14 protein-coding genes are annotated in these 25,510 nt (G+C 71.4%); 6 read left to right on the top strand and 8 right to left on the bottom strand.

The features are described from left to right. Nucleotides 1-47: 47 nt before the first annotated feature. Nucleotides 48-5,174, bottom strand: a complete 5,127-nt coding sequence (locus tag AOM04_RS05935) for an ExeM/NucH family extracellular endonuclease (RefSeq protein WP_082104423.1) — start codon at nt 5,172-5,174, stop codon at nt 48-50. A 182-nt stretch (nt 5,175-5,356) separates the two neighbouring features. On the opposite strand from AOM04_RS05935, the gene AOM04_RS05930 reads away from it, so the two are divergent. The 3 genes from AOM04_RS05930 to AOM04_RS05920 all read left to right on the top strand — a co-directional run bounded on the left by AOM04_RS05930 (nt 5,357) and on the right by AOM04_RS05920 (nt 6,999). Then, nucleotides 5,357-5,701: a hypothetical protein gene (locus AOM04_RS05930; protein WP_062463721.1), complete on the top strand. Its 345-nt coding sequence runs from the start codon at nt 5,357-5,359 to the stop codon at nt 5,699-5,701. 64 nt (nt 5,702-5,765) lie between these two features. After that, complete coding sequence (locus AOM04_RS05925) at nt 5,766-6,593, top strand: oxidoreductase (RefSeq protein WP_062463718.1); 828 nt, start codon at nt 5,766-5,768, stop codon at nt 6,591-6,593. A gap of 1 nt (nt 6,594) precedes the next feature. Beyond that, nucleotides 6,595-6,999: a hypothetical protein gene (locus AOM04_RS05920; RefSeq protein WP_062463716.1), complete on the top strand. Its 405-nt coding sequence runs from the start codon at nt 6,595-6,597 to the stop codon at nt 6,997-6,999. 23 nt (nt 7,000-7,022) lie between these two features. Here AOM04_RS05920 and AOM04_RS05915 read toward each other — a convergent pair whose 3' ends face one another. After that, nucleotides 7,023-7,976, bottom strand: a complete 954-nt coding sequence (locus AOM04_RS05915; RefSeq protein ID WP_062463714.1) for an electron transfer flavoprotein subunit alpha/FixB family protein — start codon at nt 7,974-7,976, stop codon at nt 7,023-7,025. After that, a complete protein-coding gene (locus tag AOM04_RS05910; protein ID WP_062463713.1) occupies nt 7,973-8,761 on the bottom strand; it encodes an electron transfer flavoprotein subunit beta/FixA family protein in 789 nt (262 codons plus the stop codon). Before AOM04_RS05910 ends, AOM04_RS05915 begins: the two co-directional genes overlap by 4 nt. Nucleotides 8,762-8,845: 84 nt before the next feature. Here AOM04_RS05910 and glgX point away from each other — a divergent pair, with 84 nt between their 5' ends. After that, on the top strand, nt 8,846-10,999 hold the full coding sequence (gene glgX / locus AOM04_RS05905; RefSeq protein ID WP_062463711.1) for a glycogen debranching protein GlgX: 2,154 nt from the start codon (nt 8,846-8,848) through the stop codon (nt 10,997-10,999). A 76-nt stretch (nt 11,000-11,075) separates the two neighbouring features. On the opposite strand, the gene AOM04_RS14500 is transcribed toward glgX, so the two are convergent. The 5 genes from AOM04_RS14500 to AOM04_RS05880 all read right to left on the bottom strand — a co-directional run bounded on the left by AOM04_RS14500 (nt 11,076) and on the right by AOM04_RS05880 (nt 20,901). Further along, entirely contained in the window at nt 11,076-14,438 is a 3,363-nt protein-coding gene (locus AOM04_RS14500; RefSeq protein WP_156160631.1) for a glycosyl hydrolase 53 family protein, read from the bottom strand. 391 nt (nt 14,439-14,829) lie between these two features. Next, the gene (locus AOM04_RS05895; RefSeq protein WP_062463709.1) at nt 14,830-15,735 is read right to left on the bottom strand and encodes a sugar ABC transporter permease; all 906 of its coding nucleotides are present in this window, start codon (nt 15,733-15,735) and stop codon (nt 14,830-14,832) included. Beyond that, nucleotides 15,735-17,336: an ABC transporter permease subunit gene (locus AOM04_RS05890; RefSeq protein WP_228373626.1), complete on the bottom strand. Its 1,602-nt coding sequence runs from the start codon at nt 17,334-17,336 to the stop codon at nt 15,735-15,737. Before AOM04_RS05890 ends, AOM04_RS05895 begins: the two co-directional genes overlap by 1 nt. Before the next feature lie 98 nt (nt 17,337-17,434). Continuing rightward, a complete protein-coding gene (locus AOM04_RS05885) occupies nt 17,435-18,700 on the bottom strand; it encodes a sugar ABC transporter substrate-binding protein (RefSeq protein ID WP_062463705.1) in 1,266 nt (421 codons plus the stop codon). Between the two features lie 164 nt (nt 18,701-18,864). Further along, nucleotides 18,865-20,901, bottom strand: coding sequence for a beta-galactosidase (locus AOM04_RS05880; protein ID WP_062463702.1), 2,037 nt, complete (start codon nt 20,899-20,901; stop codon nt 18,865-18,867). A 370-nt stretch (nt 20,902-21,271) separates the two neighbouring features. On the opposite strand from AOM04_RS05880, the gene AOM04_RS05875 reads away from it, so the two are divergent. Both AOM04_RS05875 and glgB read left to right on the top strand, forming a co-directional pair. Further along, the gene (locus tag AOM04_RS05875; protein WP_062463700.1) at nt 21,272-23,272 is read left to right on the top strand and encodes a maltotransferase domain-containing protein; all 2,001 of its coding nucleotides are present in this window, start codon (nt 21,272-21,274) and stop codon (nt 23,270-23,272) included. A gap of 34 nt (nt 23,273-23,306) precedes the next feature. Continuing rightward, nucleotides 23,307-25,478, top strand: coding sequence for a 1,4-alpha-glucan branching protein GlgB (gene glgB / locus AOM04_RS05870; RefSeq protein ID WP_062463984.1), 2,172 nt, complete (start codon nt 23,307-23,309; stop codon nt 25,476-25,478). Nucleotides 25,479-25,510 lie beyond the last annotated feature (32 nt).

Below are 25,510 nucleotides of genomic sequence, written 5' to 3'. Positions count from 1 at the left end.
CCGGCCGGATCCCGATGGGGGCTACGGGATCCGACCGGGCGCGAGGATCACTTCACGTGCCGCACGAGGGACGTGACCGAGGTGGTGAGGTAGCCGGCCTTGGAGACCGTGATCCGCACCTTGACCCAGTGGCCGCGGTCCGCCTTGCGAGGCGTGTACGTGGCGCTCGTGGCCCCCGCGATCACCTTGTTGTCCCGCATCCACTGATACGCGACCTGCGCGGGCTTGGGCGACCACACGGTGGTCGGGGCGGTCATCGGCGTGCCCACCATCGCGGTGCCCCGGATGGTCGGCCGATCGGGCCGCGCGAAGACCTTGGGCACCGCACGCGCGGCAGACGTCACCGTGACGGGGAGGTACCCGGCACGCTTCGCCGTCACCGCGACGCTCAGGCGAGCACCGCGGTCACCCGCGCGCACCTCGTACGTGCGGGCGGTCGCCCCCTTGATCGCGACGCCGTCGCGGTACCACTGGAAGTCGAACGCCTGCGCGGACGGCTTCCAGGTGCCAGGCCTCGCGGCGAGCGTGGAGCCCGCCTTGAGGGTTCCCACGATGAACGGGTGGCCCGTCGTGGTGAACTCGGTCGCCGCCGGCGCCTTCACGTCGATCGCGATCACGAAGGAGGTTCCGGTGACGTCGCCCTCGACCTCGAGCAGCTGCGTGCCCGAGAGCCCCGCGGGGATGGCGACGGTCGCCGAGGCGGTGCCGTTGTCGTCGAAGGTGCTGGTCGTGATGGTGTTGGTCACCGGGAAGGTGCCGAGGACCTCGCCACCCAGGCTGACCACCACGTTCGAGTCGTGGAGGTCGGACGGGCCGGTGAACATCAGCGAGCTGAGGTCGAACGAGAAGTCCTCGCCGGCCACGGCCTCGAGCGAGCCGGCGGTGACGCCGACCGCGTGCTGCGCGTAGTCGGTGCCGAGGCTGCCGAGCTGCGCGAGGTAGTCCACCATCGCGTCGAAGTCGACGCGGGCGGTGTCGGTGAGGTCGGTCCCCTGCGTGAAGGCGGTGAAGTTGTCACCACCGGTGGCGAGGAACGCGTTGGCGGCCACGGTGTACTCCGCCTCCGGGTCGATCGCCTCGCCGTCGAGCCACATCTGGAGGATGCGCTCGCCGCGAGCGGCGGTCGGGTCGTAGGTGTAATCGAAGCCGTCGGAGATGCCGAGCTTGAGGAACGGCCGCGACGATCCGTCGGGCTGCCACTGCTGCTCGAGCACCGCCTTGATGTCCGCACCGGTGAGGGTGAGGGTCGACAGCGTGTTGCCGAACGGCTGGACCGTGTTGGCCTGCTTGTACGACACGCTCGACGGGTACGCGCCCGTGCCGTTCGCGTCGCCCAGGAGGTCCGCACGCAGGCCGCCGGGGTTCATGAACGCGATCTGCGCGCCGTTGGCCCGCGTGGCCCACAGCTGCACGGTCGCGACCGCGTTGCCGAGGGTCGACTCCCCGCCTCGCGCCTCACCGTTGGACGAGGTCCGGGCACGGTAGAGGGGCGCGCTCAGGTCGCCGATGGACTGCGCACCCAGGACGGTGGCGTTCGCGTTGGCCGCGTCGACGATCGCCTGCACCGTCGGGTCGGCCGGGTACACGAGCGCGCAGCTCGAGGTGCACGCCGGGTCGACCTTCGCGGAGAGGTTGATCGTGTCGGTGTCGATGCCGGCGATCTCACCCGACTCGTTGTCGAACGTGAGGACCAGCTGGTCGAGGAACATGCCGTACTGGCCGGCCGAGACCACGGGGCGCTCGGTGACCGTGCGACCCTCCTCGATCCACTGCGGGACCGGGACCTTGTGGTCGTACGCGAGGTGCGTGTGGCCCGAGATCACCGCGTCGATGCTCGGCGAGAGCTCGGAGAGCATCTTGCCGAAGTTGTTCGACGTGTCGACCGCGTCCTCGTACCTGGTGGTCGGGGCGCCCTCGTGCACGAGCAGGACGATCGCATCGGCCCCCTCGCCCTCGAGCACGGCGGCCGAGCGGTTGGCCGCGACAGCCTCGTCCTCGAACGCGAGGCTCGAGATGCCGGCGGGCGACACGAGCGACGGGGTGGTGTCGGTCACGACGCCCACGAAGCCCACCTTGACGTCGTCCGACGGGTCGGCGGTGCCGTTGTCGAACTCCGCCATCCAGGTCTCGTCGAGGGCGGGCGAGCCGTCCGAGGCCATCCGCACGTTGGCGCCGAGGTAGGTCCACTGCGCGCCGCCGTACGGGTTGGTCTCGGCGTCGTAGTCGCCGAGCACGCGACCGACAAGGTCGTCGTAGCCCTGGTCGAACTCGTGGTTGCCCACCGCCGAGACATCGAGGCCCATCGCGTTGAACACGTCGATGGTCGGCTTGTCCTTGGCCACGAAGCTCTCGAAGGTCGAGGCTCCGATGAGGTCGCCCGCGGCCGCGAACACCGAGTTGGGGTACTGCGACTCGAGCTGCTTGACGGCTCCGGCCATCACGGCCGCGCCGGCCTGGCCGCTCGAGAGCGTCGGCAGGATGCGCCCGTGGAAGTCGTTGGTCCCGAGGATCTGGACCTTGGTGGTGCCCAGGTCGAGGCCGACGAGGACCGGGTCGTGGTCCGAGGTGCGGTACATGTCGGCCGCGTACAGGTCCTCGAGCTGCGCCGCGGACTTGTACTCGGTGTTGTAGTCGAGCACGGTCGGCTCGTCGGAGTTGATGTGGAGGTGCGCGGCGTCGGTCACCTGGCCCGCCATCGAGGCGGACGCGAAGGCGTAGTCGAGCGAGCCCCACTGGCCGTCGTAGACGTAGGAGTAGTCCTCGGCGAGCTCGGCGTAGCCGGCGTCGCGGAGCACCTGGATCGGGTCCTCCTGGCCGTACGAGTTGAGGTCGCCCATGACGATGTAGTCGTCGTCCTCGACGCCCGTGGGGTGGGTGTCGAGCCAGTTGACGACCGCCTGGGCCGCCGCGGTGCGCACGCCGTTCCAGCAGCTCTTGCCGTCGCCCTGGTCGCCGTTCGCGGTGTCGGAGGCCGCGGGGCACGAGCCCTTGGACTTCCAGTGGTTCTCGACCGCCGTGAAGGTCTGGCCCGTCGCCTTCTCCTCGAAGCTCTGCGCGATCGAGGGACGGTTGGCGTCGTCGTTGAACGTCGGGTCGACCGAGTCGTCCAGGATGGCGAGGTCGCCGACCTCGGACACGACCGCGGAGTCGTAGAGGAAGCCGACGCGGATGGTGTCGGTGCCCACCACGCCGGTGTCGACGTAGGACCACGAGTCCGTGCCGGTCGCGGCGTTCATCTGCTCGGCGAGGTACGCTGCCGGCTCGACGCCGGGCGTGTTCTCGAGCTCGGCGAGGCCGATGACGTCGGCGTCGAGCGCGACGAGCGCCTGGACGAGCTTGTCCGTCTGACGGTCGAGCTCCTCCTGGGAGTCGGCGCCCCGGCACTCCTGCTTCTCACCGTCGGGGCCGCAGACGGTGCCCGAGGCTGTGGTGAGGAAGTAGTTGAGGACGTTGAAGGCCGCGACCTTCACGTCGCCGCCGACCTCGGGGGCCGCGGTCGGGCGCGGGTTGGCGCTCTGGAAGTCGGGCGTCGCGGCCTCGGCGCTCACCGGGCGCACGCGCCAGGCGTTGCCCGAGGCCGAGTTCCCACCCCACGTGTAGGTGAGCACGCCGGTCAGGCCCGTCACGGTGTCGCCGCTGCGCAGCGGGTCCGCGACGTCGAGCGGCTGCCCGCCCAGACCCATCGGCGTGATGTTCTGGAGGTTGACCGCGTCGTCGACCTTGATCTTGTCAAGATCGTTGGCCTGCTGGAGCGCGATCGCGTCGGCGCCGGGCGCGACCACCGCGCTCGGCTGGTCGAGCTTGCCGTCGCCGGCGACCATGACCTCGTTGAACCGGCCGAGGAGGTAGGTCTCGGTGACCGTGAGGTCCTGCGCGAAGCTGACGAGCATGCCCTCGTAGCGCTCGGCGTGGGTCGCGTCGGGGAACGGCAGCGACACGGGCGTCGGGGCGACGCTCGCGCCGGTGTCGAGCACGTCGACCGAGCCGGCGGTGATCTGCGTCTGGCCCTGGTACTCCGAGACCTTGCCGGTCACGGCGACCACGTCGCCCACGGAGACGACGTCGACGTCGGGCTGGTAGACGAAGACGGCCTCGGAGGTGGCCGGGTCGCCGTCCTGGTCCTCGTCGCGCGACTGGACGTAGAAGCCGCGCAGCGCGCCCTCGGCGCTGGTGCCCTCGTAGTCGCCCACGACGACGCCCTCGACGGTGACCGTCGAGCCCGCGAGCGGGCTGGTGTCGGTGGTGCCCTGGACCGCGGAGATCGGGGTGACGAGCCCGACGGTGGAGAACGAGCTGACGAAGTCGGCCGCCATCGGGTCGGCCTCGCCGTCGCGGTCCTCGATGTCGATGCCGTCGATGGTGAGCTCGCACGTGGCGGCCTCGGGCAGCGCCTCGGCCGGGGTGACGGTGTAGGCCGCGCCCGAGCCCGTGTAGTCGATCGCGACGGGCTCGTCGTCGCACGTGAGCGTGAACGGGTCGCTCGCGATGACGTCCTCGGAGAACGTCACCACGATCGCGGCGTCGGTCGCGACGCCCGCGGCGCCGTCGGCCGGGACCACGCTCGTGACCGTCGGCGGGACGTCGGCCGGCGGCTCGCCCGAGCACGACGCGGTGTGCGAGCCGAGACCCGCGACCACGTCCTTGCCCGCGTCGGTCCACTGCGCGAGATCGAACGTGGTCGCTCCCGCGCACACGTCGGCGTTCCTGCGCAACGACACGTCGACGCCGTAGTCGGCACCCGTGCCGACGACGCCGAGCCTGTCGATGACCTCGCCCGAGTGCACGAGCTCGATCGGGTCGTTGCCGTTCCAGGCGATCGATCCGCTGGTCTGGTCGGCGAGCGCGGCGACGGCGTTCGTGCTCGAGGTGTTCGAGCTCGCCAGGACGAACACGTCACCGGGCGCGACGGTGCCGGCGAGGGTGATCGACGAGAAGGTGGTGTTCGCGTTCGCGTACATGCGGACCTGGTAGGCGGACAGGTCGACGGCCTCGCCGGTGCCGTTGTAGATCTCGACGGCCTTGTTGTAGCCGCTGCCCTCCACATACTCGGAGAAGAACAGGTCGGAGGCGGCGACGGCCGAGGCCGGCAACGCCGTGAGGACGGAGGCGCCGATGGCGCCCAGGACGGTGGCGGCGCCAGCTCTGCGCACGCTTCTGGGGGGTGTGATGGTCACCCGACACAGGCTAGGGATGGCAGTCGAACCGTTGGCTTCCGGCTGGTAAAACCTCCATTTCCAGTTGATGAACAGGTGGATAACATGCCCGCGACGCGGGGGCGCGTCCCTCGCGCGTCGCGCACCCTTCCCCCCGTGGCCGTCGCGGCGCTAGGTTGAGCACCAACGGCGAGGGGGCGGCGATGGACCAGAGCTTCAACGACGAGCTGGCGGCGCAGGCGAGGCTCCAGCAGGAGCAGCTGGCGCGCATGCACCACCAGCAGGCGATGGACGATGCGGCGCAGTCCGCCGGCCGGGGGCGCCCCTTCCCCGGCGGTCGCCACGGCGCCGGCGACCCGCTCGTGTCCCTGCCCGCGCGCTCGGGGCCCCTCGCGTGGGCCTTCTTCGCGGTGTGGGCCGTGATCTCGATCGCCGGGCTGGTGCTGTTCATCGTGGTGGCCGCCCACATCCTCGGCTCGTGGGACGACATGGGCTCGTCCGGGCCGACAACCGTCGAGATCGACGGCCAGACGGTGCCCCTGCCCTAGCGGGCCGCGGCCCGGGACCTCCGCGCGCTAGCGTGTCGGGGTACCTCGACGCGAAGGAGCTCCCATGGCCGTCTGGTTCATCACCGGCTGCTCGACCGGCATCGGCCGCGCGACCGCCGAGCGCGCGGCGGAGGCGGGCCACCGGGTGGTCGCGACCGCGCGCCGCCCGGAGACGCTCGACGCCCTGGTCGCCCGCTTCCCCGACACCGTCCTCGCGCTCCCGCTCGAGGTGAGGGACGATGCGGCGGTCGCCGCCGCCGTGGACGCGGCCCTCGCGCGGTTCGGCCGGGTCGACGTGCTCGTCAACAACGCGGGCATCGGCTACTTCTCGACGATCGAGGAATCCGAGCCGGCCGACGCGCACGAGGTCATGGACGCCAACTTCTGGGGCGCGGCCGCCGTCACGACGGCGCTGCTGCCCCACCTCCGCGCGCAGCGCTCGGGCCGCATCTTCACGGTGTCCTCGATCGCGGGCGTGCGCGGCTCCGCGGGGCTCGGGTACTACTGCGCCTCGAAGTTCGCGGTGTCGGGGTTCATGGAGGCGCTCGCCGCCGAGGTCGCGCACCTGGGGATCACGGTGACGCTGCTCGAGCCCGGCCCGATCCGCACGCTGTGGATCCCGAGCGGCGCGAAGAAGGAGGAGATCCTTCCCGACTACGAGGACGTGATGCGGCCCTTCTGGGACCGCATCCACGCGCTGCCCGGCCACCAGCCGGGCTCGCCGCGCGCGGCCGCCGAGGCGATGCTGCGCCTCGCGGAGGAGCCCGCGCCACCGCTCCACCTCATCGGCGGCGCGCACGCGGTCACCCAGACGCGGGCCAAGCTGGCGCGTCTGGGCGCCGAGGTCGACCGGTGGGAGGATCTCTCCCTCAGCATCGATGCGGAGGACTGACATGACAGGCATCCCCGGGGGCAGGAGCCTCCACGCGCTCGTGTTCGCGGTGCTCGAGCACGGCGTCGGGCAGGTCGCGAGGCCCGAGGGGCTCGCGACCTCGCTGATCGAGGAGACCGGCACCGGCGACCGGACCATCAAGACCTTCACGGGCGCCGGCGTCGAGACCACCGTGCGCGCGGCGCGCGACGCCGCGAAGCGCTCCACCGCCGAGCGGGTCGCGCTGCTGTGGGACGGCCAGCTCACGGGCGCGGACGGCGACGAGCACGCCGTCATGGTGCTCGCGCAGGAGCGCGGGCAGGACCGCACGCTCGTGTTCGCGCAGCGCTACACGTTCGAGGGGGTCACGGTCGAGCCCGTCGGCCGCCCGGGGTTCGTGGGCGATCGCGAGGCGCTGCTGGGCTGAGCCCGCGCCCCGCGCCCGCGGGTTCAGGACCCGCGGACCTCCTTGATGCGGGCGATCGCCTGCGGGATCACGTCGCCGAGGTCGCCCACGACGCCGAAGTCGGCGATCTCGAAGATCGGCGCGTCCGGGTCGATGTTGACCGCGACGATGGTGCCGGAGGCCTGCATGCCGCCCCGGTGGTGGACGGCTCCCGAGATGCCGCACGCCACGTACAGGGCGGGCGTGACGGTCGTGCCGGTCTGGCCGACCATGTGCTCGTGCGAGATCCAGCCCTCGTCGGTTGCGTCGCGGGACGCGCCCACGGCGCCGCCGAGCAGCTCCGCGAGCTCGCGCACGAGCGTGTAGTCGCCGTTGGTGCCGCGGCCGCCGGACACCACGACGGGCGCCTCCGCGAGCGGGACGCCGTCGGGCGCGGGCACGGGCTCGACGCCGGTGACCAGCTCGCGGGTCTCGGGCAGGTCCGCCGCCACCTCGACGAGCGTGGCCGCGCCGGGGGTCTCGCCCGGGCTCGCCTGCGTGGTGTTGGGCCGGATGCCGACGATCGCCTTGTCGGTCGCGATGCGCGTGCGCACGTTCCATGTCGCCGCGAACACGGTCTGGAGGGTCTCGACGTGGCCGTCGACCATCTCGGCGTCCGAGGCGTCGACCACGACGCCGGCGCCCGTGGCGAGCGCGAGCCGCGTCACGATCTCCTTGTTGACGAACGTCGAGATCACGAGCACCACGTCGGCATCCGCCGTGGCGGCACCCAGGGCGGCGGCGGCCGCCGCGGGCAGGCGCGCCGCGTCGCCCGCGTCGACGACCCGCACCTCCTCGGCGCCGTGGATCCCGAGCCGCGCGGCCTCGGCGGGCGCGGGCGCCGCGCCGATCCACACGGCGACGGGCGTGCCGAGCGTGCGGGCGAGCGTGAGCGCCTCGAACGTGGGCTGGGTGACGGAGCCGTCGCGGCTCTCGACCAGGACGGCGACCGTGCTCATGCGAGCCCCCTCTCGATGAGGAAGTCGGCGAGCGCGGCGCCGCCCTCCCCCGTGTCGGTGACGACGGTGCGGTTCTCGCGCGGCGGGCGCGGCGAGGCGTCGACCACCACGGTGCGCGCGGCCGCGGCGCCGACGGTCGCCGCGTCGACGCCGAGGTCCTCGAGCGTCCACGTGGTGACCGGCTTGGAGCGCGCCGCCATGATCAGCTTGAAGTTGGGGTAGCGCGGCGTGTTCGCCTCGTCGGTCACGGACACGACGGCGGGCAGCGGCGCGGACACGGTCTCGTGCGCGTCGGGCAGGTTGCGCACCACGGTCGCGGTGGCGCCGTCGATCGTGAGGCCCGACGCGAGCGTGAGCTGCGACCAGTCGAGCTCGGCCGCGAGCGCGGTGGGGAGCATCGACGTGAGGCCGTCGAGCGCCGCCATGCCGGTGATGACGAGGTCGAGCGGGGCCTCGTCGTGGACCTTGCGGACCGCCGCGGCGAGCACCTTCGCCGTGCCGAACACGTCGGAGCCGGCCACGCTCGCGTCCGCCACGTGGAGGGCGTGGTCGACGCCCAGCTGGAGGGCCTTGCGGACCGCCGCCACCGCATCGTCCCCACCCACGGTGAGGGCGTAGACCTCGCCCTCGCCGGCGGCCTCCCTGAGCTGCAGGGCCGCCTCGACGGCGTTCTCGTCGAGCTCGTTCATCGTGCCGTCGTCCCCGGTACGCGTCACGGCGCCGTCCGTGAAGGACCGCTGCGACTGCAGGTCGGGGACGAACTTCACCGTCACCAGGATGCGCATGCTGCACAGCCTAGCGGCGCCCGCGACGGCGCCGACGGCGGAAGCAACCGGGGCCCCGGGGCGTTGTGGGCTAACAATATGGACATGAACGCCGCCACGGTCGAGCCCTCCCCCAACCCGCAGCGCCTCGGCGTTCATCTGGCCGCGGGCGGTGCCACCGTCGCGGTGTACGCGGCGCACGCCACAGGGATGCACCTGTGCCTGTTCTCCGAGGACGGGCGCACCGAGACGCGCATCGCGCTGCGCGGCCCCCGCAACGGCATCTGGCACGGCTTCATCCCCGGCATCGAGGCGGGCCAGCGCTACGGCTTCCGCGCGTCGGGCCCGTGGAACCCGAAGCAGGGCCACCGCTACAACCCGGCGAAGCTGCTGCTCGACCCGTACGGGCGCGGGATCGAGGGCCGCGTGGCGCCGATGACGCAGCCGGGCTCGCGCGCCCTGCTGAGCTCGCGCGACGCGACGGACTCGGCGCCCCTCATGCCCCGGTCGGTGGTCACCGAGAAGCCCTCGGGCCCGTGGCAGACCCCGCACCCGCGCGTGCGCTGGACCGACACCGTGATCTACGAGACCCATGTCAAGGGGTTCACGCGGACGATGCCGGGCGTGCCCGAGGAGCTGCGCGGCACCTACGCGGGGCTCGCGCACCCCGCGGCGATCGACTACCTCACGTCGCTGGGCGTCACGGCGCTCGAGCTGCTGCCGATCCACGCCTTCGCGCCCGAGCCGCACCTCGAGCACGGCGGGCTCGACTCGTACTGGGGCTACTCGACGCTCGGGTTCTTCGCTCCTCACGCCGGGTACGCGACCGAGGCGGCGCGCGCCGCGGGCGCCCAGGCGGTGCAGGACGAGTTCTGCGGCATGGTCGACCTGCTGCACCAGGGCGGCCTCGAGGTGATCCTCGACGTGGTCTACAACCACACGTGCGAGGGCTCGAGCGCGGACCGCGTGCTGTCGTGGAAGGGGCTCGACAACCGCGTGTACTACCGCCACCAGCCGCACGCGCCGCAGCACTACGACGACACGACCGGCACCGGCAACACGCTCGACTTCTCGCACCCGCTCGTGACCAAGATGGCGCTCGACTCGCTGCGCTACTGGGCGACGGAGATGCACGTCGACGGCTTCCGCTTCGACCTCGCGGCCACGCTGGGGCGCACGATGCAGGGCTTCTCGAGCGACCACCCGTTCCTCGTGGGCCTCATCACGGACCCCGTGCTCAGCGGCCTCAAGCTCATCGCCGAGCCGTGGGACGTGGGGCTCGGCGGCTGGCAGGTGGGCAACTTCCCGCAGCCGATGGCGGAGTGGAACGACCGCTTCCGCGACTACACGCGCGCCTTCTGGCTCCAGTGGGGCGCGGCCGCGGGAGGCCAGCGCCACCACCCCACCGCTCCCGAGCTCGCGACCCGCATCGCGGGCTCGTCGGACCTGTTCGGCCACTCGGACCCGTACGGGATGCGGGGGCCCGTCTCGTCGGTCAACTTCATCACGGCGCATGACGGCTTCACCGCCCACGACCTCACGGCCTACAACCACAAGCACAACGAGGCCAACGGCGAGGACAACCGCGACGGCACCGACAACAACCGGTCCTTCAACCACGGCGTGGAGGGCGCCACGGACGACCCGGAGATCCTCCACGCGCGCCGCCGTTCCATGCGCAACATGCTCGGCACGCTGCTGGTGTCCGCGGGCACCCCGATGATCCTCGGCGGGGACGAGATCGGCCGCAGCCAGGGTGGCAACAACAACGCGTACTGCCAGGACAACGCGATCTCGTGGTTCGACTGGGACCTCGAGCAGTGGCAGGAGGACCTGCGCGCGTCGATCGCGGAGCTGCTGCGGCTGCGCCGCGAGCACCGCGTGCTGCGCCCCGGCCGGTTCTACGACGGCGTCGACGAGGACCCCACCGACCGGCTGTTCCGCGCCGACTCGGCCTGGTTCCGCAAGGACGGCGAGCACGAGGACGAGGACTGGTGGGAGGACCCCGAGACCCGCGTCGTGCAGTTCATGCGGTCGCTGTCCGACGCGCGGGAGGCCGATGCGCTGGTGGTGGTCAACGGCGCGGGGCACGCGGTCGACGTGACGATCCCCGAGGACCAGGGCGAGCCGTGGCGGCTCGCGTGGGACAGCGCGTGGGAGTCGCTCGCGGAGCGGCCCGACGCCGTCATCCAGCCGGGCGACCCGCAGACGATGGAGGCGCTGTCGCTGCGCCTGTACCTCTCCATCCCCGAGGGCTGACGGCGCTCACGACCGAGGGGCCTGGCCCCGGGGTGTCCCCCGGAGCCAGGCCCCTTGTCGCGCGTGCGGCGCCGCGTCAGCCCGCGGTGACCACCTGGCCCGGCTTCGCCGACACCTCGACGGGCGCCGACGTCACGGTGCGCGCGACGTACCCGGGCCGCGTGCCCGTGACGGCGACGCTGAGCACCGACGCGCGGTCGTTGCCCGTGACCCGGTAGGTGGCGCCGGTGGCGCCCGCGACGGGCTCGCCGTCGCGCATCCACTGGTAGGTGAGCGTCGCAGGCGACGGCTCCCAGGTGCCGGCGTCCGCGGTGAGCACCGAGCCCGCCTTCACCACGCCGGCGATGGCCGGCCGGGGCGCGGTCCCGAACTCGAGCGGCTTGCGCTCGAGCGTCGCGATCGCGTCCTCGACGAGACCCGTGGCGGCGTCGACCGCGGCCTGCGCCGGGGTCTCGGCGCCGAGGACCACGCGGCCCTTCTCGACCGCGAGGTCGAGGGCGGCGAGCGTGGAGTCGGTGTAGAGCGACCGGTCGAGGCCCCCGGCCGCCGCGAGGGCGGCCTCGAGCGCCGACGTGTCGGCCTCGGCGACGTCCACCCGTACGAGCGACAGGTCGTCGAGGTAGCCCCACGCGCCCGCGCCGGCGGTGCCGGCGAACGCGACCGTGAGGGTGCCGTCCTCGCCCACCTCGACGTCGGTGGACACCGGCACCCACTCGTTCCAGGCGCCGAACACGATCGGCGCGGACGCCTTCGCGACGGCGGAGGTCGCGGTGAGCGCGAGGTCGGCGGTGCCGCCGCCCTCGACGTAGCCCGCGAGGCGGTACGTGCCGGCGGCCAGGCCGGTGATGTCCTGGCTGGCGGACACCTCGAAGGGCGCGCCGGTGCCGTTCCACAGGTTGAGCGCGTAGGCGCCGGTACGGGGGCCGTTGCCGTTCACCCAGAAGGTGCCGACGCTCGAGTCGGGCCACGGGCTCGCGACGATGCTCCACGGGGAGGCGTCGGTCGAGCCGTTCTCGAAGCCGCCGTTGGGGAGCAGGGCGCGCGCGGTGACGGTGATGGTCGCCGTGGCCGTGCGGCCGTTCTCGGTCACGCCGGTCACGGTGTAGACGCCGGGGCCGTCGATCCAGTCCACCGAGTCGTGCCACACGACCGCGTCGGCGGTGGTCGAGTCGTCGTACGCGACGACCGTCACGGTGCCGGGCAGCGCGATCGCGTCGCCGTCGACCACGGAGAGCGTGACGGGGCTGACGGTCGGGTCCGGGATGGTGCCGTCGCCGGGCTCGAGGCCGTCGAGCGCGGCCTGCAGGGCGTCGGCGGCGGCGTCGACGGACGCCTGACCGGGCGCGGGCGAGCCGAGGATGAACCCGGCGCGGGCGACCGCCCGGTCGAGCGCGAGGAGCGTCACGGCCGAGGACGCGTCGCGGTCCACGTCGCCGGCCTCGGCCACCAGGGCCTCGAGCGCGGCGGTGTCGACCTCGACGACGGGGGTCTCTGCGACGAGCTCGAACGCGTCGATGGTGCCCCACGCGCCGGCGGACAGGTTGAACGTCGCCGAGACGGAGACGGTCGCGCCGTCGAGCACCGTGAGGGTGCCGGTGGTGGGCGACTGCCACTTGGCCCAGCCGTTGAGCGAGAACGGCGCGCTCACGCTCGCGATGCCGGAGGCCGCGGTGATGTACATCGCGTCCGACGCGCCCGCGTCGCCGCCCTGCACCTTCGCGCTGAGGCGGTAGGTGCCCGCGGGGACGTTCGGGATGTCCTGCGAGATCGTGAAGCTGTACGCGGTGCTCTTGTAGAAGTGCGTGGCGTAGGTGCCCGCGTACGGGTCGTCCGTGGCGTGGATCGTGTAGCCCGAGCCCGAGCCGACCCACGGGGACGTGCCGAGCTCGAAGCCGCCGTTGACGACGACGTTGGTGCCCGTCGCGTCGCCGCTCAGCACCGTCACCGTCGCGGTGGCGTCGAGGCCGGACGCGGTGGTGCCGGCGACCGTGTAGGTGCCGGGGCCCGTGATCCAGGAGGCCTTCGCCTGCCACGTCACGGACTGCTCCTCGGACGTGCCGTCGGTGTAGCGCACCGTGACCGTCGTCGGCAGGGCGACCGCGTCGCCGTCGGTGACGGTGATGCTGGGCGAGGTCACGCTGTCGACGGCGCGCGGGGCGACCGTGCCGTAGCGGGCGTAGTCGAACACGCGCAGCGACTCGAGCGGGGTGCCGTCGGCGGCGAACATCGCCTGGTTGTCCCAGCCGGAGCCGCCGTAGTTGGCGGCCGCGTCGGCGCTGTACTCGCCGGCGTAGGAGGACGCCCAGCCGGAGCCGTCCCGCTCCCACAGCTGCTGGTTCTGCGCGAGCTGGTCGGGCGGGCCCACGGGCAGCCACGCGGGCTCCCAGTAGAAGACGCCCAGGCCGGCGTCGCCGACGTCAGCCACCGCGGCCATGACGTCGCGCACCGCGAGCGCCTGGCCCTGCACGCTCGTCGAGTACTGGTCGTAGGCGGTGGTGATGTTGTTCTCGTAGCCGTCGCCGTCGTCGAGCGTGTACGCCCACGAGGTCTCGGCGACGATGACGTCCTTGCCGTACGTGTCGGCGATGTTCTTCAGCTGCGCCGTGAGGTTGGCCGTGGTGCCGTGCCAGTACGCGTAGTAGGAGGAGGCGAAGACGTCGTAGTCGATCTCGTCGCCGGTGTTCGCCACGCCGTCGGCGCCCTTCGCGAGCTTGTCCGCGTAGCCCGCGAACGTGCCCTTCTCGGGGTTGGTGAAGTGCACGGCGACCTTGGCGTCGGGCACCGTCGCGCGCACCGCGTCGGAGCCGGCCTTGAACAGCGCGCCCGACGCGGGCCAGTTCTCGCCCGCGAGCTGGAGGTTCGTGGTCTCGTTGCCGATCTGCACCATGCCGACGTCGACGCCCGCGTCCTCCATCTCCTGGAGGGTCGCGGCGGTGTAGTCGTAGAGCGCCGTCGCCTTCTGCGCGGCGCTCATGCCCACCCACGCCTTGGGGGCGGTCTGCTGGCCGGGGTGCGCCCAGAAGTCCGAGTAGTGGAAGTCGACGAAGACCTTCATGCCGGCCGCGGTGGCGCGCTGGCCGATCTCGGTCGCACGCGCGGCGTCGACGTCGCCGCCGCCGTAGCCGTGGCCGGAGGCGTCGTACGGGTCGTTCCACACGCGCACGCGGACGTAGTTGATCCCGGCCTCGGCCATCACGTCGAAGATGTCGGCCTGCTGGCCGTCGAAGTCCTTGAACGTCACGCCGCTCTCCTCGAGCGACAGGATCGACGAGACGTCGACGCCGTTCATGAAGTCGCTGGAGAGGTTCTCCACCTTGGGGACGGTGATGCCGGCGTCGACGGGCTCGTCGGTCGCCGCGGCGGCGACCCCCGATCCCGCGACGACGCCGCAGAGCGCGATGCCGGCCGCTGCGGCCGATGACCTGAGGTGCTGTCTCATGGTGCCTTCCCTGTGATCGACGTTGATCCGCCGGCGGGGTCCGGCGTCCCGGGCGCCGTCGTCGCGCCCGGTCGAGGGGGTGATCGTCGGGGCGCCGATGCGGTTCCGGGGCTGCGTTGCCCGTCCCGCGCGACTCTCCCTCGAATCGGGCGACCCAGTGGCCGCCGCGCCCACGCGCGCGGTCACCCCGCGCCTGTGAACGGTCCCAACGTTATCGTCAACATGCGGGCCCGAGCGCGCCGAACCCGTGCATTGTGACCGTACTGTGACCGGTATCACCTCCCGGCGGGACGATGCGCGCTCGGGTGCGCCGCGCATCGTCCCCGGGAGGCCAGAAAGGGCCCGGGATCGCCTGCGCGACCCCGGGCCCTCCCCTCTGGAAGGAGGCCCGTCAGCCCTTGACGGAGCCGGCGGTGAGGCCTCCCACGATGTAGCGCTGCAGCGCGAGGAACAGGATGAGCACCGGCAGCGCCGCGATGACCGTGCCGGCGGAGAAGATGCCCCAGCGCGCGGTCAGCTGGTCGGACACCCACTGGTACATGCCCACCGACAGCGTCCAGTTCTCCTGGGACACGAGGACGATCTTCGCGAGCACGTAGTCGCCGAAGGACGACACGAACGCGAGCAGGCCGACCACGGCGAGCACGGGGCGCACGAGCGGCATGATCATGCCCCAGAAGATCTGCGAGTGGCTCGCGCCGTCGATCTTCGCGGCCTCGTCCATCTCCGTCGGGATGGAGTTGAAGAAGCCGTACATGAGGAACGTGTTCGAGCCGAGCGCGGTGCCGAGGTAGACGCAGATGAGCGCGATCTTGGAGTTGATGCCGAGCGCCGGGACCACCTGCCCCAGCGAGATGAGCAGCAGGAAGATCGCGACGAACGCGACCGTCTGCGGGAACATCTGCAGGATGAGCAGGCCGGTGAGCGAGCTGCGGCGGCCCTTGAAGCGGAACCGCGAGAAGGCGTATGCGGCGGCGGCGCCCATGAGGACCGCGCCGATCGCGGCGGCGATGCCGATGATGAGGGTGTTGCCCACCCACGTCCAGAACAGCGTGTCGTTGAGGTTCTGGTAGTTGGCGAAGCTGATCGAGCTGAACAGCGTCGACGTGCCGGCGAGGCTGCCGCGCTCGTCGAGAGACGCCGACAGCACGAACACCAGCGGGAACGCGGCGTAGAAGATGATGAGCGCGGCGAAGGGGTACTTCCAGCCGACCTCGAGCCACCAGCGCGAGCGGCGCGTCGGCTTGCGGCGGTTGCCCTTGCTCGCGGCGGGCGCGGCGGGAGCGGTGGTGGCCATCAGAACTCCTCCAGCTTCTTGGTCTGACGGAAGGCGAGCCCGGAGACGATGCCCACGACGACGAACACGACGATCGACAGCGCTGCCGCGAGGCCGTAGTCGGCGCGACCGCCCTGGACGCCGGAGATCTGGTAGATCGCGGTGATGAGGATGTCGGTGGCGCCGAGCGGGACGCTCGTGTCGTCGAAGTTCGGCCCGCCGCCCGTGAGCATGTAGATGATCGTGAAGTTGTTGAAGTTGAACGCGAACGACGAGATCGCGAGCGGCGCGGTCGAGACCATCAGCAGCGGGAACGTGATCGACCGGAACTGGCGCCAGCGGCCCGCGCCGTCGATCTTCGCGGCCTCGGTGGTCTCGCCCGACAGCGACTGGAGCGCGCCGGTGCAGATGAGGAACCAGTACGGGTAGCTCAGCCACAGGTTGACGGCGAGCACCGAGAACCGGGCGAGCCACGGGTCGCCGAGCCAGTTGATGTCGGCGCCGAAGAAGAACCACTTGTTGATGACGCCGAACTCGGGGTTCAGCATGCCCTGCCACAGCAGCGCCGTGAGGAACGCGGGGAACGCGTACGGGAGGATGAACAGCGTGCGCAGGATCTTCTTGCCCTTGACGCGGTCGTCGTTGAACACGATCGCGAAGAGCAGGCCGAGCAGGAAGCTGGTCGCGACGGTGAGGAACGCGAAGGCGAACGTCCACGCGGCGACGCGCAGCAGCGGCTTGGCGTAGTCGGGGTTGGTGACGGCGGTGACGAAGTTGTCGGCGCCGATCGAGACATACCAGCCGGTCGCGAGGGTCGAGCCGTCGTCGCCGACGAACGTGCCGCGGTCGTTGGGCGTGTACACGACGCCCGACTCGGTGTCGGTCAGCGTGTCGGCCGCGGGGTCCCACACCATGGAGGACTTGTAGACCTTCGCGGTCGAGCCCTCGCGGGTCCGCAGCGAGCCGTCGTTGGCGTCCTCGGACACCGGCACGCGCAGGTCGGTGACCTCCTTGGCGAGGGCCTGGTCGCTGAGCAGGTCGCCGCGGGGGACGATCTCCCAGCCGGGCACCTCGGTCGGGCGGCCGCTGTCGTCGGCCTTGCCGCCGTCGACGGCCTCGAGCGGCTGGTCGGCCGTGCCGACCTCGACCGTGCCGTCCTCGGTGATGGCGAAGCCGAGCGTGTCGCCGTCGCGCACCACGGCGAGCGGGTACGACGGGGAGCCCGGCACCTCGCGCTCGGCCTGGATGAGCGCGGCCTCGACGGCCTGCTGCTTGGAGCCGTTGTGGCCAGCCCCGTAGTTGGTGGTCGCGACGTAGGCGGTGTAGCCCATCGCGAACACCTGGAAGACGAGGAGGAAGACGAGCCCGGGGTAGATGTACTTCAGCGGCAGCATGCGCTTGGAGAAGTACACCCAGTCGGCGACCACCAGGAACACGACCAGCGCGCCCAGGATCACCCACGCCTCGGCGTTCCACGCGGACATGATCGCGGAGACGCCGAAGGCGTTCACCACCATCATCAGCAGCAGCTTCACGAGGAAGCCCCAGCCCAGGCCGGTCCAGCTGCGCCCGTGCGACTCCGTCGCCGGGGTCGGCGCCTTCTCGGCGGTGTCGGTCGTCATGCTCTCTCCTGCTCCCATCTGATCCTGGGGTCCGGCGGAGGTCCGCCGACGCGGGGCGGGACGCTTCACGAGCGCCCCGCCCCGCGGGGTGGAACCTCTCAGCCCTGGAGGGCCGCGGTGAGGTCGGTGATCATCTTGTCCCAGGTCTTGACGGGGTCAGCACCCTTGATGATCTTGGACTCGGCGGCGTTCCAGTAGTCCCAGACGGAGCCCATCTGCGGGATGTTCGGCATCGGGACGCCCTGCTCGGCCGAGGCCTGGAAGCCGGCGATCGCGTCCGGGAACGGCGCGGTGGAGGTGTCGACGCCCTCGAACGCGGGGAGGCGCGGGTCGGCGTCGTAGAGCGCCTGCATGGCCTCCGGGGTCGCGATGTAGTTCGTGAGGAACTCGTTCGCGAGCAGCGCGTTGGCGGACTGCGACGAGACGTAGAAGCCCTGCACGCCCACGAACGGCGCGGCGGTCTCGCCACCGGCCGACGGGACCGGGTTCACCTTGAAGTTGACGTCGGTGTAGGAGCTGAGCGCCCACGGGCCGGCCACGGTGTAGGCGCACTTGCCCGAGTTGAAGAGCTCGTTGGCCGTCGCGTAGTCGATGGTGGTCGAGATGTAGCCCTTGCCCTTCTCGCCGTTCTCGCCGAGCCACTTGGCGAAGGCCTCGCCGTTGGCGCCGCCCATGCCCACCTCGGTGGTGTACGAGCCGGAGGCGTCCTGGACGAAGACGGGGGCGCCGAACGACGTCTGCAGCGGGTACATGGTGTAGCCGTCGCCGACCTCACCGTTGACGTTGATGCAGAACGGGTACTTGACGCCCGAGTCGACACCCTTCTGGATCATGTCGTCGAAGGTCGCGGGGGCGTCCTCGCCGACCAGGTCGGTGTTCTGGATGAGGGCGACGGCCTCGGTGGAGTACGGCATGCCGTAGACCTGGCCGTTGTAGCTCATCGCCTGCACGGCGACGCTCGAGAACTTGTCGGCGTTGGTGCCGAGGTCGACGGTGTTCACCACGCCGCCCTCGACGAAGGCGCCCAGCCAGTCGTGCGCGCCGATGGTGATGTCCGGGCCCTCGCCGGTGGGGACCTGGGCGAGGAAGTCGGAGCGGATGTCGTCGAAGTTCTTCACGACGAGCTCGACGGTCGCGCCGGTCTCGGCCTCGAACGTCTTCGCCGCCGCCTCGATGGCGGGCTGGCGGTTCTCGTCGGTCCAGATCGTGAGCTTGGCGCCCGAGGCGTCGATCGCGCTCGAGGTGTCCGAGGCGGCGGGCGACGACGTCATCGACGACTCGTCGCTCGACGTGCCGGACGAGCACGCGGCGAGGAGGGCGACCGAGGTCGCCACCACGGCGGCCATTCCGATCTTGTTACGCATGGGTGTTTCCTTCCAGAGTGGGGCCACATTGCGCGCCTCTGGTGAGATCGCGTCTCTGCGACAGGTTACTTCCGTGAGGGGTGTCCCGGCGGGGCGCCCCGTCCTTCAGCTGGGTTCGTTCGGTCTGGGAGAGGGGCCGGCGCAGTCCGGCCCCGCCCCGCGGGTCAGACCTCTCCACCTCCGGTGTCACGCGAGGTGCGGACGACGGCGACGCCGCCCCCCGGCACCTCGAGCTCGCCTTCGGTCTCGTCCCCCGTGAGCAGGTCGGTGCCCGCCACGGGAAGTCGAGCTGCGTCCGCGCCGTGGTTGACGGCGATGACGAAGTCCTGGGATGCGCCGCGACGCGTCACGACCTCGAGCGTCTCGGGCAGGCCCGAGGTCTCGATGCCGGCGTCGGCGTAGGCCGCGTCGAACACGGCCTTCAGCGCGTCCACGTCCAGGCGCGTGCCGACGTACCAGCCGACGCCCTGTCCGTGCGCGTTCCGGGTGATCGCGGGCTTGGCGGCGCCGGGACCGGAGACGTTCTCCGCGACCACCTCGGCGCCCGCGAGCGCGATGTCCTCCTGCCACACGTCCGACGGGAGCTCGACCTCGACGCCGTCGCGCGTCCAGCGCACGGTCGCGGTCTCGCCCTCGCGCAGCGGCAGGAACTCCTCGACGGTGAGGCCGAGCGCGTCCTTGAGGGGGGCGACGAAACCGCCCTCGTGGACCGCGTCGTGCTCGTCGACCACGCCTGAGAAGAAGTTGACGAGCAGCGTGCCGCCGTTCTCGACGTAGCGCGTGAGGTTGTCCGCCGCCTCCCGGGTGAGGAGGTACGAGGCGGGCGCCACCACGAGCTTGTACCGCGACAGGTCCTGGGCCGGGTGGGCGAAGTCGACGGTCACGTTGTCGCGCCACAGGCGCTCGTAGAACGCGCGCATGCGCTCACGGAACTGCACGTCGTCCGAGGGGCGCCACTCGAGATCCTGCGCCCACAGCGACTCCCAGTCGTAGAGGACGGCGGCCTCGGCCTGGACGAGCGAACCGCGCACGGCGGCCGCGTCCCGCAGGTGGCCGCCGAGCTCGACGACCTCGCGGAACACGCGGGACGACGCTCCGGCGTGGGGCAGCATCGCCGAGTGGAACTTCTCGGCACCGGAGCGGGAGGCGCGCCACTGGAAGAACATGATCGCGTCGGCGCCGCGCCCCAGGTGGGTGAGCGCGTTACGGCGCATCTCCCCCGGGCGCTTGGCGATGTTGCGGCCCTGCCAGTTGACGGCCGACGTGGAGTGCTCCATGAGGATCCACGGCTTGCCGCCCGCGACGGAGCGCGTGAGGTCGGCGGACAGCGCGAGCGCGACGTGCGCGTCGGGGTCGGGCGACCACAGGTAGTGGTCGTCGGACACGACGTCGACCAGCTCGGCCCACTTCCACAGGTCGGTGTTCCAGGACTGGTGGGCCATGAAGTTGGTGGTGATGGGCTGCTGGGCGTGGGCGCGGATCGCGTCGCGCTCGATGACGAAGCACTCGCGCAGCTGGTCGTCCGTGAAGCGGGCCCAGTCGAGCTTCATCGCGGGGTTCGCGATGGTGGGCGTCGCGGCCGGGGCGACCACGTGCTCCCAGTCGTCGTAGCGCTGGCCCCAGAACGCGGTGCCCCACGCGGCGTTGAGGCCCTCGAGCGTGCTGTAGCGCTCCTGCAGCCAGCGCCGCCACGAGGCGACCGCGCGCGGGCCGAAGTCCTCGGCCACGGGCACGCCGTACTCGTTGTGCACGTGCCACATCACGACGGCGGGGTGGTCGCCGTAGCGCTGGGCGAGCTCGCCGGCCATGCGGGCGATCGCCTCGCGGTACTCGGGGGACGCGTGCGAGGCCATGCCGCGCGAGCCGAAGCCCATCACGGTGCCGTTCTTGTCCGTCACGCGGGCGTCGGGGTACTGGTGGAAGAACCAGGCCGGCGGCGACACCGACGGGGTGCCGAGGTCGGCCGCGATGCCGTTCGCGTGGAGCAGGTCGAGCAGCTCGTCCATCCACGCGAAGTCGTACAGGCCCTCCTTGGGCTCGAGCATCGCCCACGAGAAGATCCCGACGGAGACGAGGTTCACGCCGGCCTCGCGCATGAGACGCACGTCGTCGTCCCACGTCTCGCGCGGCCACTGCTCGGGGTTGTAGTCGCCTCCGTAGGCGAGACCCTCGACGCGGGGCCAGCTCGCTGCTGCCGTCATGACACTCCTCCAGCCCCCGGAGGAGCCTTGCACTTCTGGCGACCGGCATCGGCCGCCCCCTGCTGGGACCGTTCACAGTTCTACATCGCAGGAACCGGGACCTGCAAATCCGTACCGCCCTCGTGACCCATTCGATACACGCCGTTATCGAACTGTGACCGCGCACAACCTCCCTTGGATGCAAGCGGTTACATCGTCCGTGCGGCACACACTACCCGCTCGCGCGCGCGGCGCAAGCCCGCGAAGGTCCCAACTCGGTCACGGATACCCCGGGGAGGACCCCCCGCACGGGCACGACGCAGGGCCGATGCGCCCCGCCGGGGGTGTGGCCCGGTATCCAAAGCGCCTCAGCACGAGTAGGTTCGGGGGCATGGCCCTCCACCCCGAGACGTCCGTCGGTCGCATCCCCATCGTGGGGGTCCAGCCCTCGCTCGAGGAGGGCAGGTGGCCCGCCCGCGCGGTGGTCGGCGAGGCGGTCCCCATCACCGCGACGATCTTCCGCGAGGGTCACGACGCCGAGGGCGCGACGGTCGTCATCACGCGGCCGGACGGCCGCCACGAGAAGATGCCCATGCCGCTCGACGACTGGGGCAACAGCCGCTACCGCGCCGCCTTCATCCCCAAGCACGAGGGCCTCCACACGTTCCGCGTCGAGGCCTGGTCCGACCCGGTCGCGACGTGGCTGCATGCGGCCGAGGTCAAGATCCACGCGGGCGTCGACGTCCAGCTCATGCTCGACGAGGGTGTGCTGGTCCTGTCCCGCGCGCTCCACGAGGTGCGCCACACGCCCGCCCGCAAGGCGCTCCTCGAGCAGGCGATCGCGTCCCTCCAGGACGGCAGGCTCGCGCCCGAGGCCCGCCTGGCCCCCGCATCGTCCCCCGAGCTCAAGGCCGCCGTCACCGCGGCGCCGCTGCGCGACTGGGTGAGCACCTCGCGCGAGTACCCGCTGCTCGTGCAGCGTGAGAAGGCCCTGGTGTCGGCCTGGTACGAGATCTTCCCGCGGTCCGAGGGGGCGCGTCACATCACGCGCACCGGACGCTGGCACTCGGGCACCTTCACCACCGCGGCGGCGCGCCTGCCAGCGATCGCGGCGATGGGCTTCGACGTCGTCTACCTCACGCCGATCCACCCGATCGGCACCACGCACCGCAAGGGCCGCAACAACTCGCTCAAGGCCGAGACCGGGGACCCGGGCAGCCCGTACGCGATCGGCGCGGCCGAGGGCGGGCACGACGCGATCCACCCCGACCTCGGGACGATGCGCGGCTTCCGGCAGTTCGTGAAGGCCGCCCGGTCCGTCGGCCTCGAGGTCGCGCTCGACATCGCCCTGCAGTGCTCCCCCGACCACCCGTGGGTCACCGAGCACCCCGAGTGGTTCACCACGCGGCTCGACGGCACCATCGCGTACGCGGAGAACCCGCCGAAGAAGTACCAGGACATCTACCCGCTCAACTTCGACAACGACCCCGAGGGCATCTACCGGGCCATCCGGGACATGCTGCAGGTGTGGATCGACGCGGGCGTGACGCTGTTCCGCGTCGACAACCCGCACACCAAGCCGCTGCCGTTCTGGGAGCGGCTGCTGGGCGAGATCGCCGCGGCGCACCCCGAGGTGATCTTCCTCGCGGAGGCGTTCACGCGCCCCGCGATGATGCACACGCTCGCGAAGATCGGCTTCCACCAGAGCTACACGTACTTCACGTGGCGCCAGAGCGCCGAGGAGATGGGCGAGTACCTCGAGGAGGTCTCGGGCGAGTCCTCCTTCTACATGCGCCCCAACTTCTGGCCCACCACGCACGACATCCTCACGCCCGACATGCAGCACGGCGGGCCCGCGCTGTGGCGGATGCGCGCCGTGCTCGCGGCAACCGGCGCGCCCTCCTACGGCATCTACACCGGCTACGAATTCGTGGAGAACGTGCCGCGGCCGGGCGTCGAGGAGCAGATCGACAACGAGAAGTACGAGTTCAAGGCGCGCGACTGGGCCGACGCCGACCGCCACGGCATCGCGTCGCTGCTGCGCACGCTCAACGACACGCGCCGCCGTCATGTCGCGCTGCGCCGACTGCGCGGGCTGCGCCTCCACGCCACGAGCAACCCCGAGATCCTGTGCTTCTCGCGCCACGTCCCGGCGGCCGAGTCCCCCACCGGCAAGGCCGACACGGTCATCGTGGTGGCGAGCTTCGACCCCCACCACGTGCAGTCCGGCGTGGTGACGCTCGACATGGATGCGCTCGGCCTCACGGACGATGCGCGCCTCATGGTGGACGATGTGGTCGGCGGCGCCACGTACACGTGGAGCCGCGACTTCTACGTCCGTCTCGACCCGGCGGTCTCGCTCACGCACGTCGCCGTCGTGAGGCCGTCCTGATGAACGTCCCCGTCCGATCCCTGGGAAGGTGCTGATGCCCCGCCGATTCGATCCCGCCGTGCTGGCCGACATCGCGCGCGGCACGCACCACGACCCCCATGCCGTGCTGGGCCCGCACCCGAGCGACGGCGTCGTGGTGATCCGCGTGCTGCGGCCGCTCGCCGACGCGGTGGAGATCGAGACGCTCGAGGGGCGCTTCCCCGCCGAGCACACCCACCACGGCGTCTGGCTCACCGAGATCCCCGGCGACGAGATCCCCGACTACCGGGTCCACACCACGTACGGCGAGGACGTCCACGTCGCCGACGACCCGTACCGGTTCCTGCCGCTGCTGGGCGACCTGGATCTCCACCTCATCCGGGAGGGCCGTCACGAGCGCCTGTGGCGCGTGCTGGGCGCGAACGTCCACCGCCTCGAGTCGGTGCTCGGCGAGGTCGTCGGCACCGACTTCGCCGTGTGGGCGCCCAACGCCCGCGCGGTGCGCGTCGTCGGCGAGTTCAACGGCTGGCAGGGATCGACGCACGCGATGCGCACCCTCGGCGCGTCGGGCATCTGGGAGCTGTTCGTGCCCGGCGTGGTCGCCGGCGCCGCCTACAAGTTCGAGATCCTCGACAAGAACGGCCACTGGCGCCAGAAGGCCGACCCGATGGCGCGCCGCACCGAGCTGCCCCCCGCCACCGCGTCGGTGGTCGAGGAGCCCGCCTACACGTGGGGCGACGACGCGTGGCTGGACGCCCGCGCATCGTCCCAGCCGCACCGCAGCGCGATGAGCGTCTACGAGGTGCACCTGGGCTCGTGGCGCCAGGGGCTCGGCTACCTCGAGCTGGCGGACCAGCTCACCGCGTACGTGGTCGAGATGGGCTTCACGCACGTCGAGTTCTTGCCGGTGATGGAGCACCCGTTCGGCGGCTCGTGGGGCTACCAGGTGTCGGGCTACTACGCGCCGACCGCGCGCTTCGGCTCGCCCGACGAGCTGCGCCACCTCATCGACACCCTGCACCAGGCTGGCGTGGGCGTCATCCTCGACTGGGTGCCCGGGCACTTCCCCAAGGACGAGTGGGCGCTGGGCCGCTTCGACGGCACCCCGCTGTACGAGCACCCGGACCCGCTGCGCGGCGAGCAACCCGACTGGGGCACGTTCATCTTCGACTTCGGGCGCGCCGAGGTGCGCAACTTCCTCGTCGCCAACGCCGTGTACTGGCTCAAGGAGTTCCACGCCGACGGCCTGCGGGTGGACGCCGTGGCCTCGATGCTCTACCTCGACTACTCGCGCGAGGCGGGCCAGTGGCGTCCCAACGTCCACGGCGGGCGGGAGAACCTCGACGCGATCGCGTTCCTGCAGGAGACCAACGCCACCGCCTACCGCAACGCCCCCGGCATCGTCATGATCGCCGAGGAGTCGACCGCGTGGCCGGGCGTGACCGCGCCCACCAACCAGGGCGGGCTGGGCTTCGGGCTCAAGTGGAACATGGGCTGGATGAACGACACGCTGCGGTACGCGGGCGAGGCGCCGGTCCACCGGTCCTACCACCACCACACGGTGACGTTCTCGCTCATGTACGCGTTCTCCGAGCACTTCATGCTGCCGCTGTCGCACGACGAGGTGGTGCACGGCAAGGGCTCGCTGGTCGACCGCTTCCCCGGCGACCACTGGCAGAAGATGGCGACCCTGCGCGCCCTGCTCGCCTACCAGTGGACCCACCCAGGCAAGCAGCTGCTGTTCATGGGCTGCGAGTTCGGCCAGTACGCCGAGTGGTCCGAGGGGCGCTCTCTCGACTGGTGGCACCTCGAGGACCGGCTCCACGAGGGCGTGCGCCGCATGCTCGCTGACCTCAACCGCCTCTACCGCGACACCCCGCCGCTGTACGAGCGCGACTCGGATGCCGGCGGGTTCCGGTGGATCGACGCCGACGACTCGCGCCACAACACGCTCGCCTACCTGCGCCTCGACGAGACCGGCGCGCCGGTCGCCGTGGTGGTCAACTTCGCGGGGGTGCCGCACGAGCGCTACGCGCTGCCGCTGCCGCGCGCCGGCGCGTGGGACGAGGTCTTCAACACGGACGCCGAGGCCTACGGCGGCTCGGGCGTGGGCAACCTCGGCCGCGTCGAGGCCACCGCACGCGAGGTGCACGGGTTCCCCGCTGTCGCGCAGATCAGGGTCCCGCCGCTCGGCGCGGTCATCCTGCGCCCCGCCGCCTCGTCCTGACGCTCCGCACGCTCCGCACGGTTCTCCCGGCG

Origin of the sequence: Demequina soli (genome assembly GCF_000971195.1) — a bacterium.
GTDB classification, from domain to species: domain Bacteria; phylum Actinomycetota; class Actinomycetes; order Actinomycetales; family Demequinaceae; genus Demequina; species Demequina soli.
Note: the sequence above shows the minus strand (reverse complement) of the source record. Positions and strands in the feature narration are given on the sequence as shown.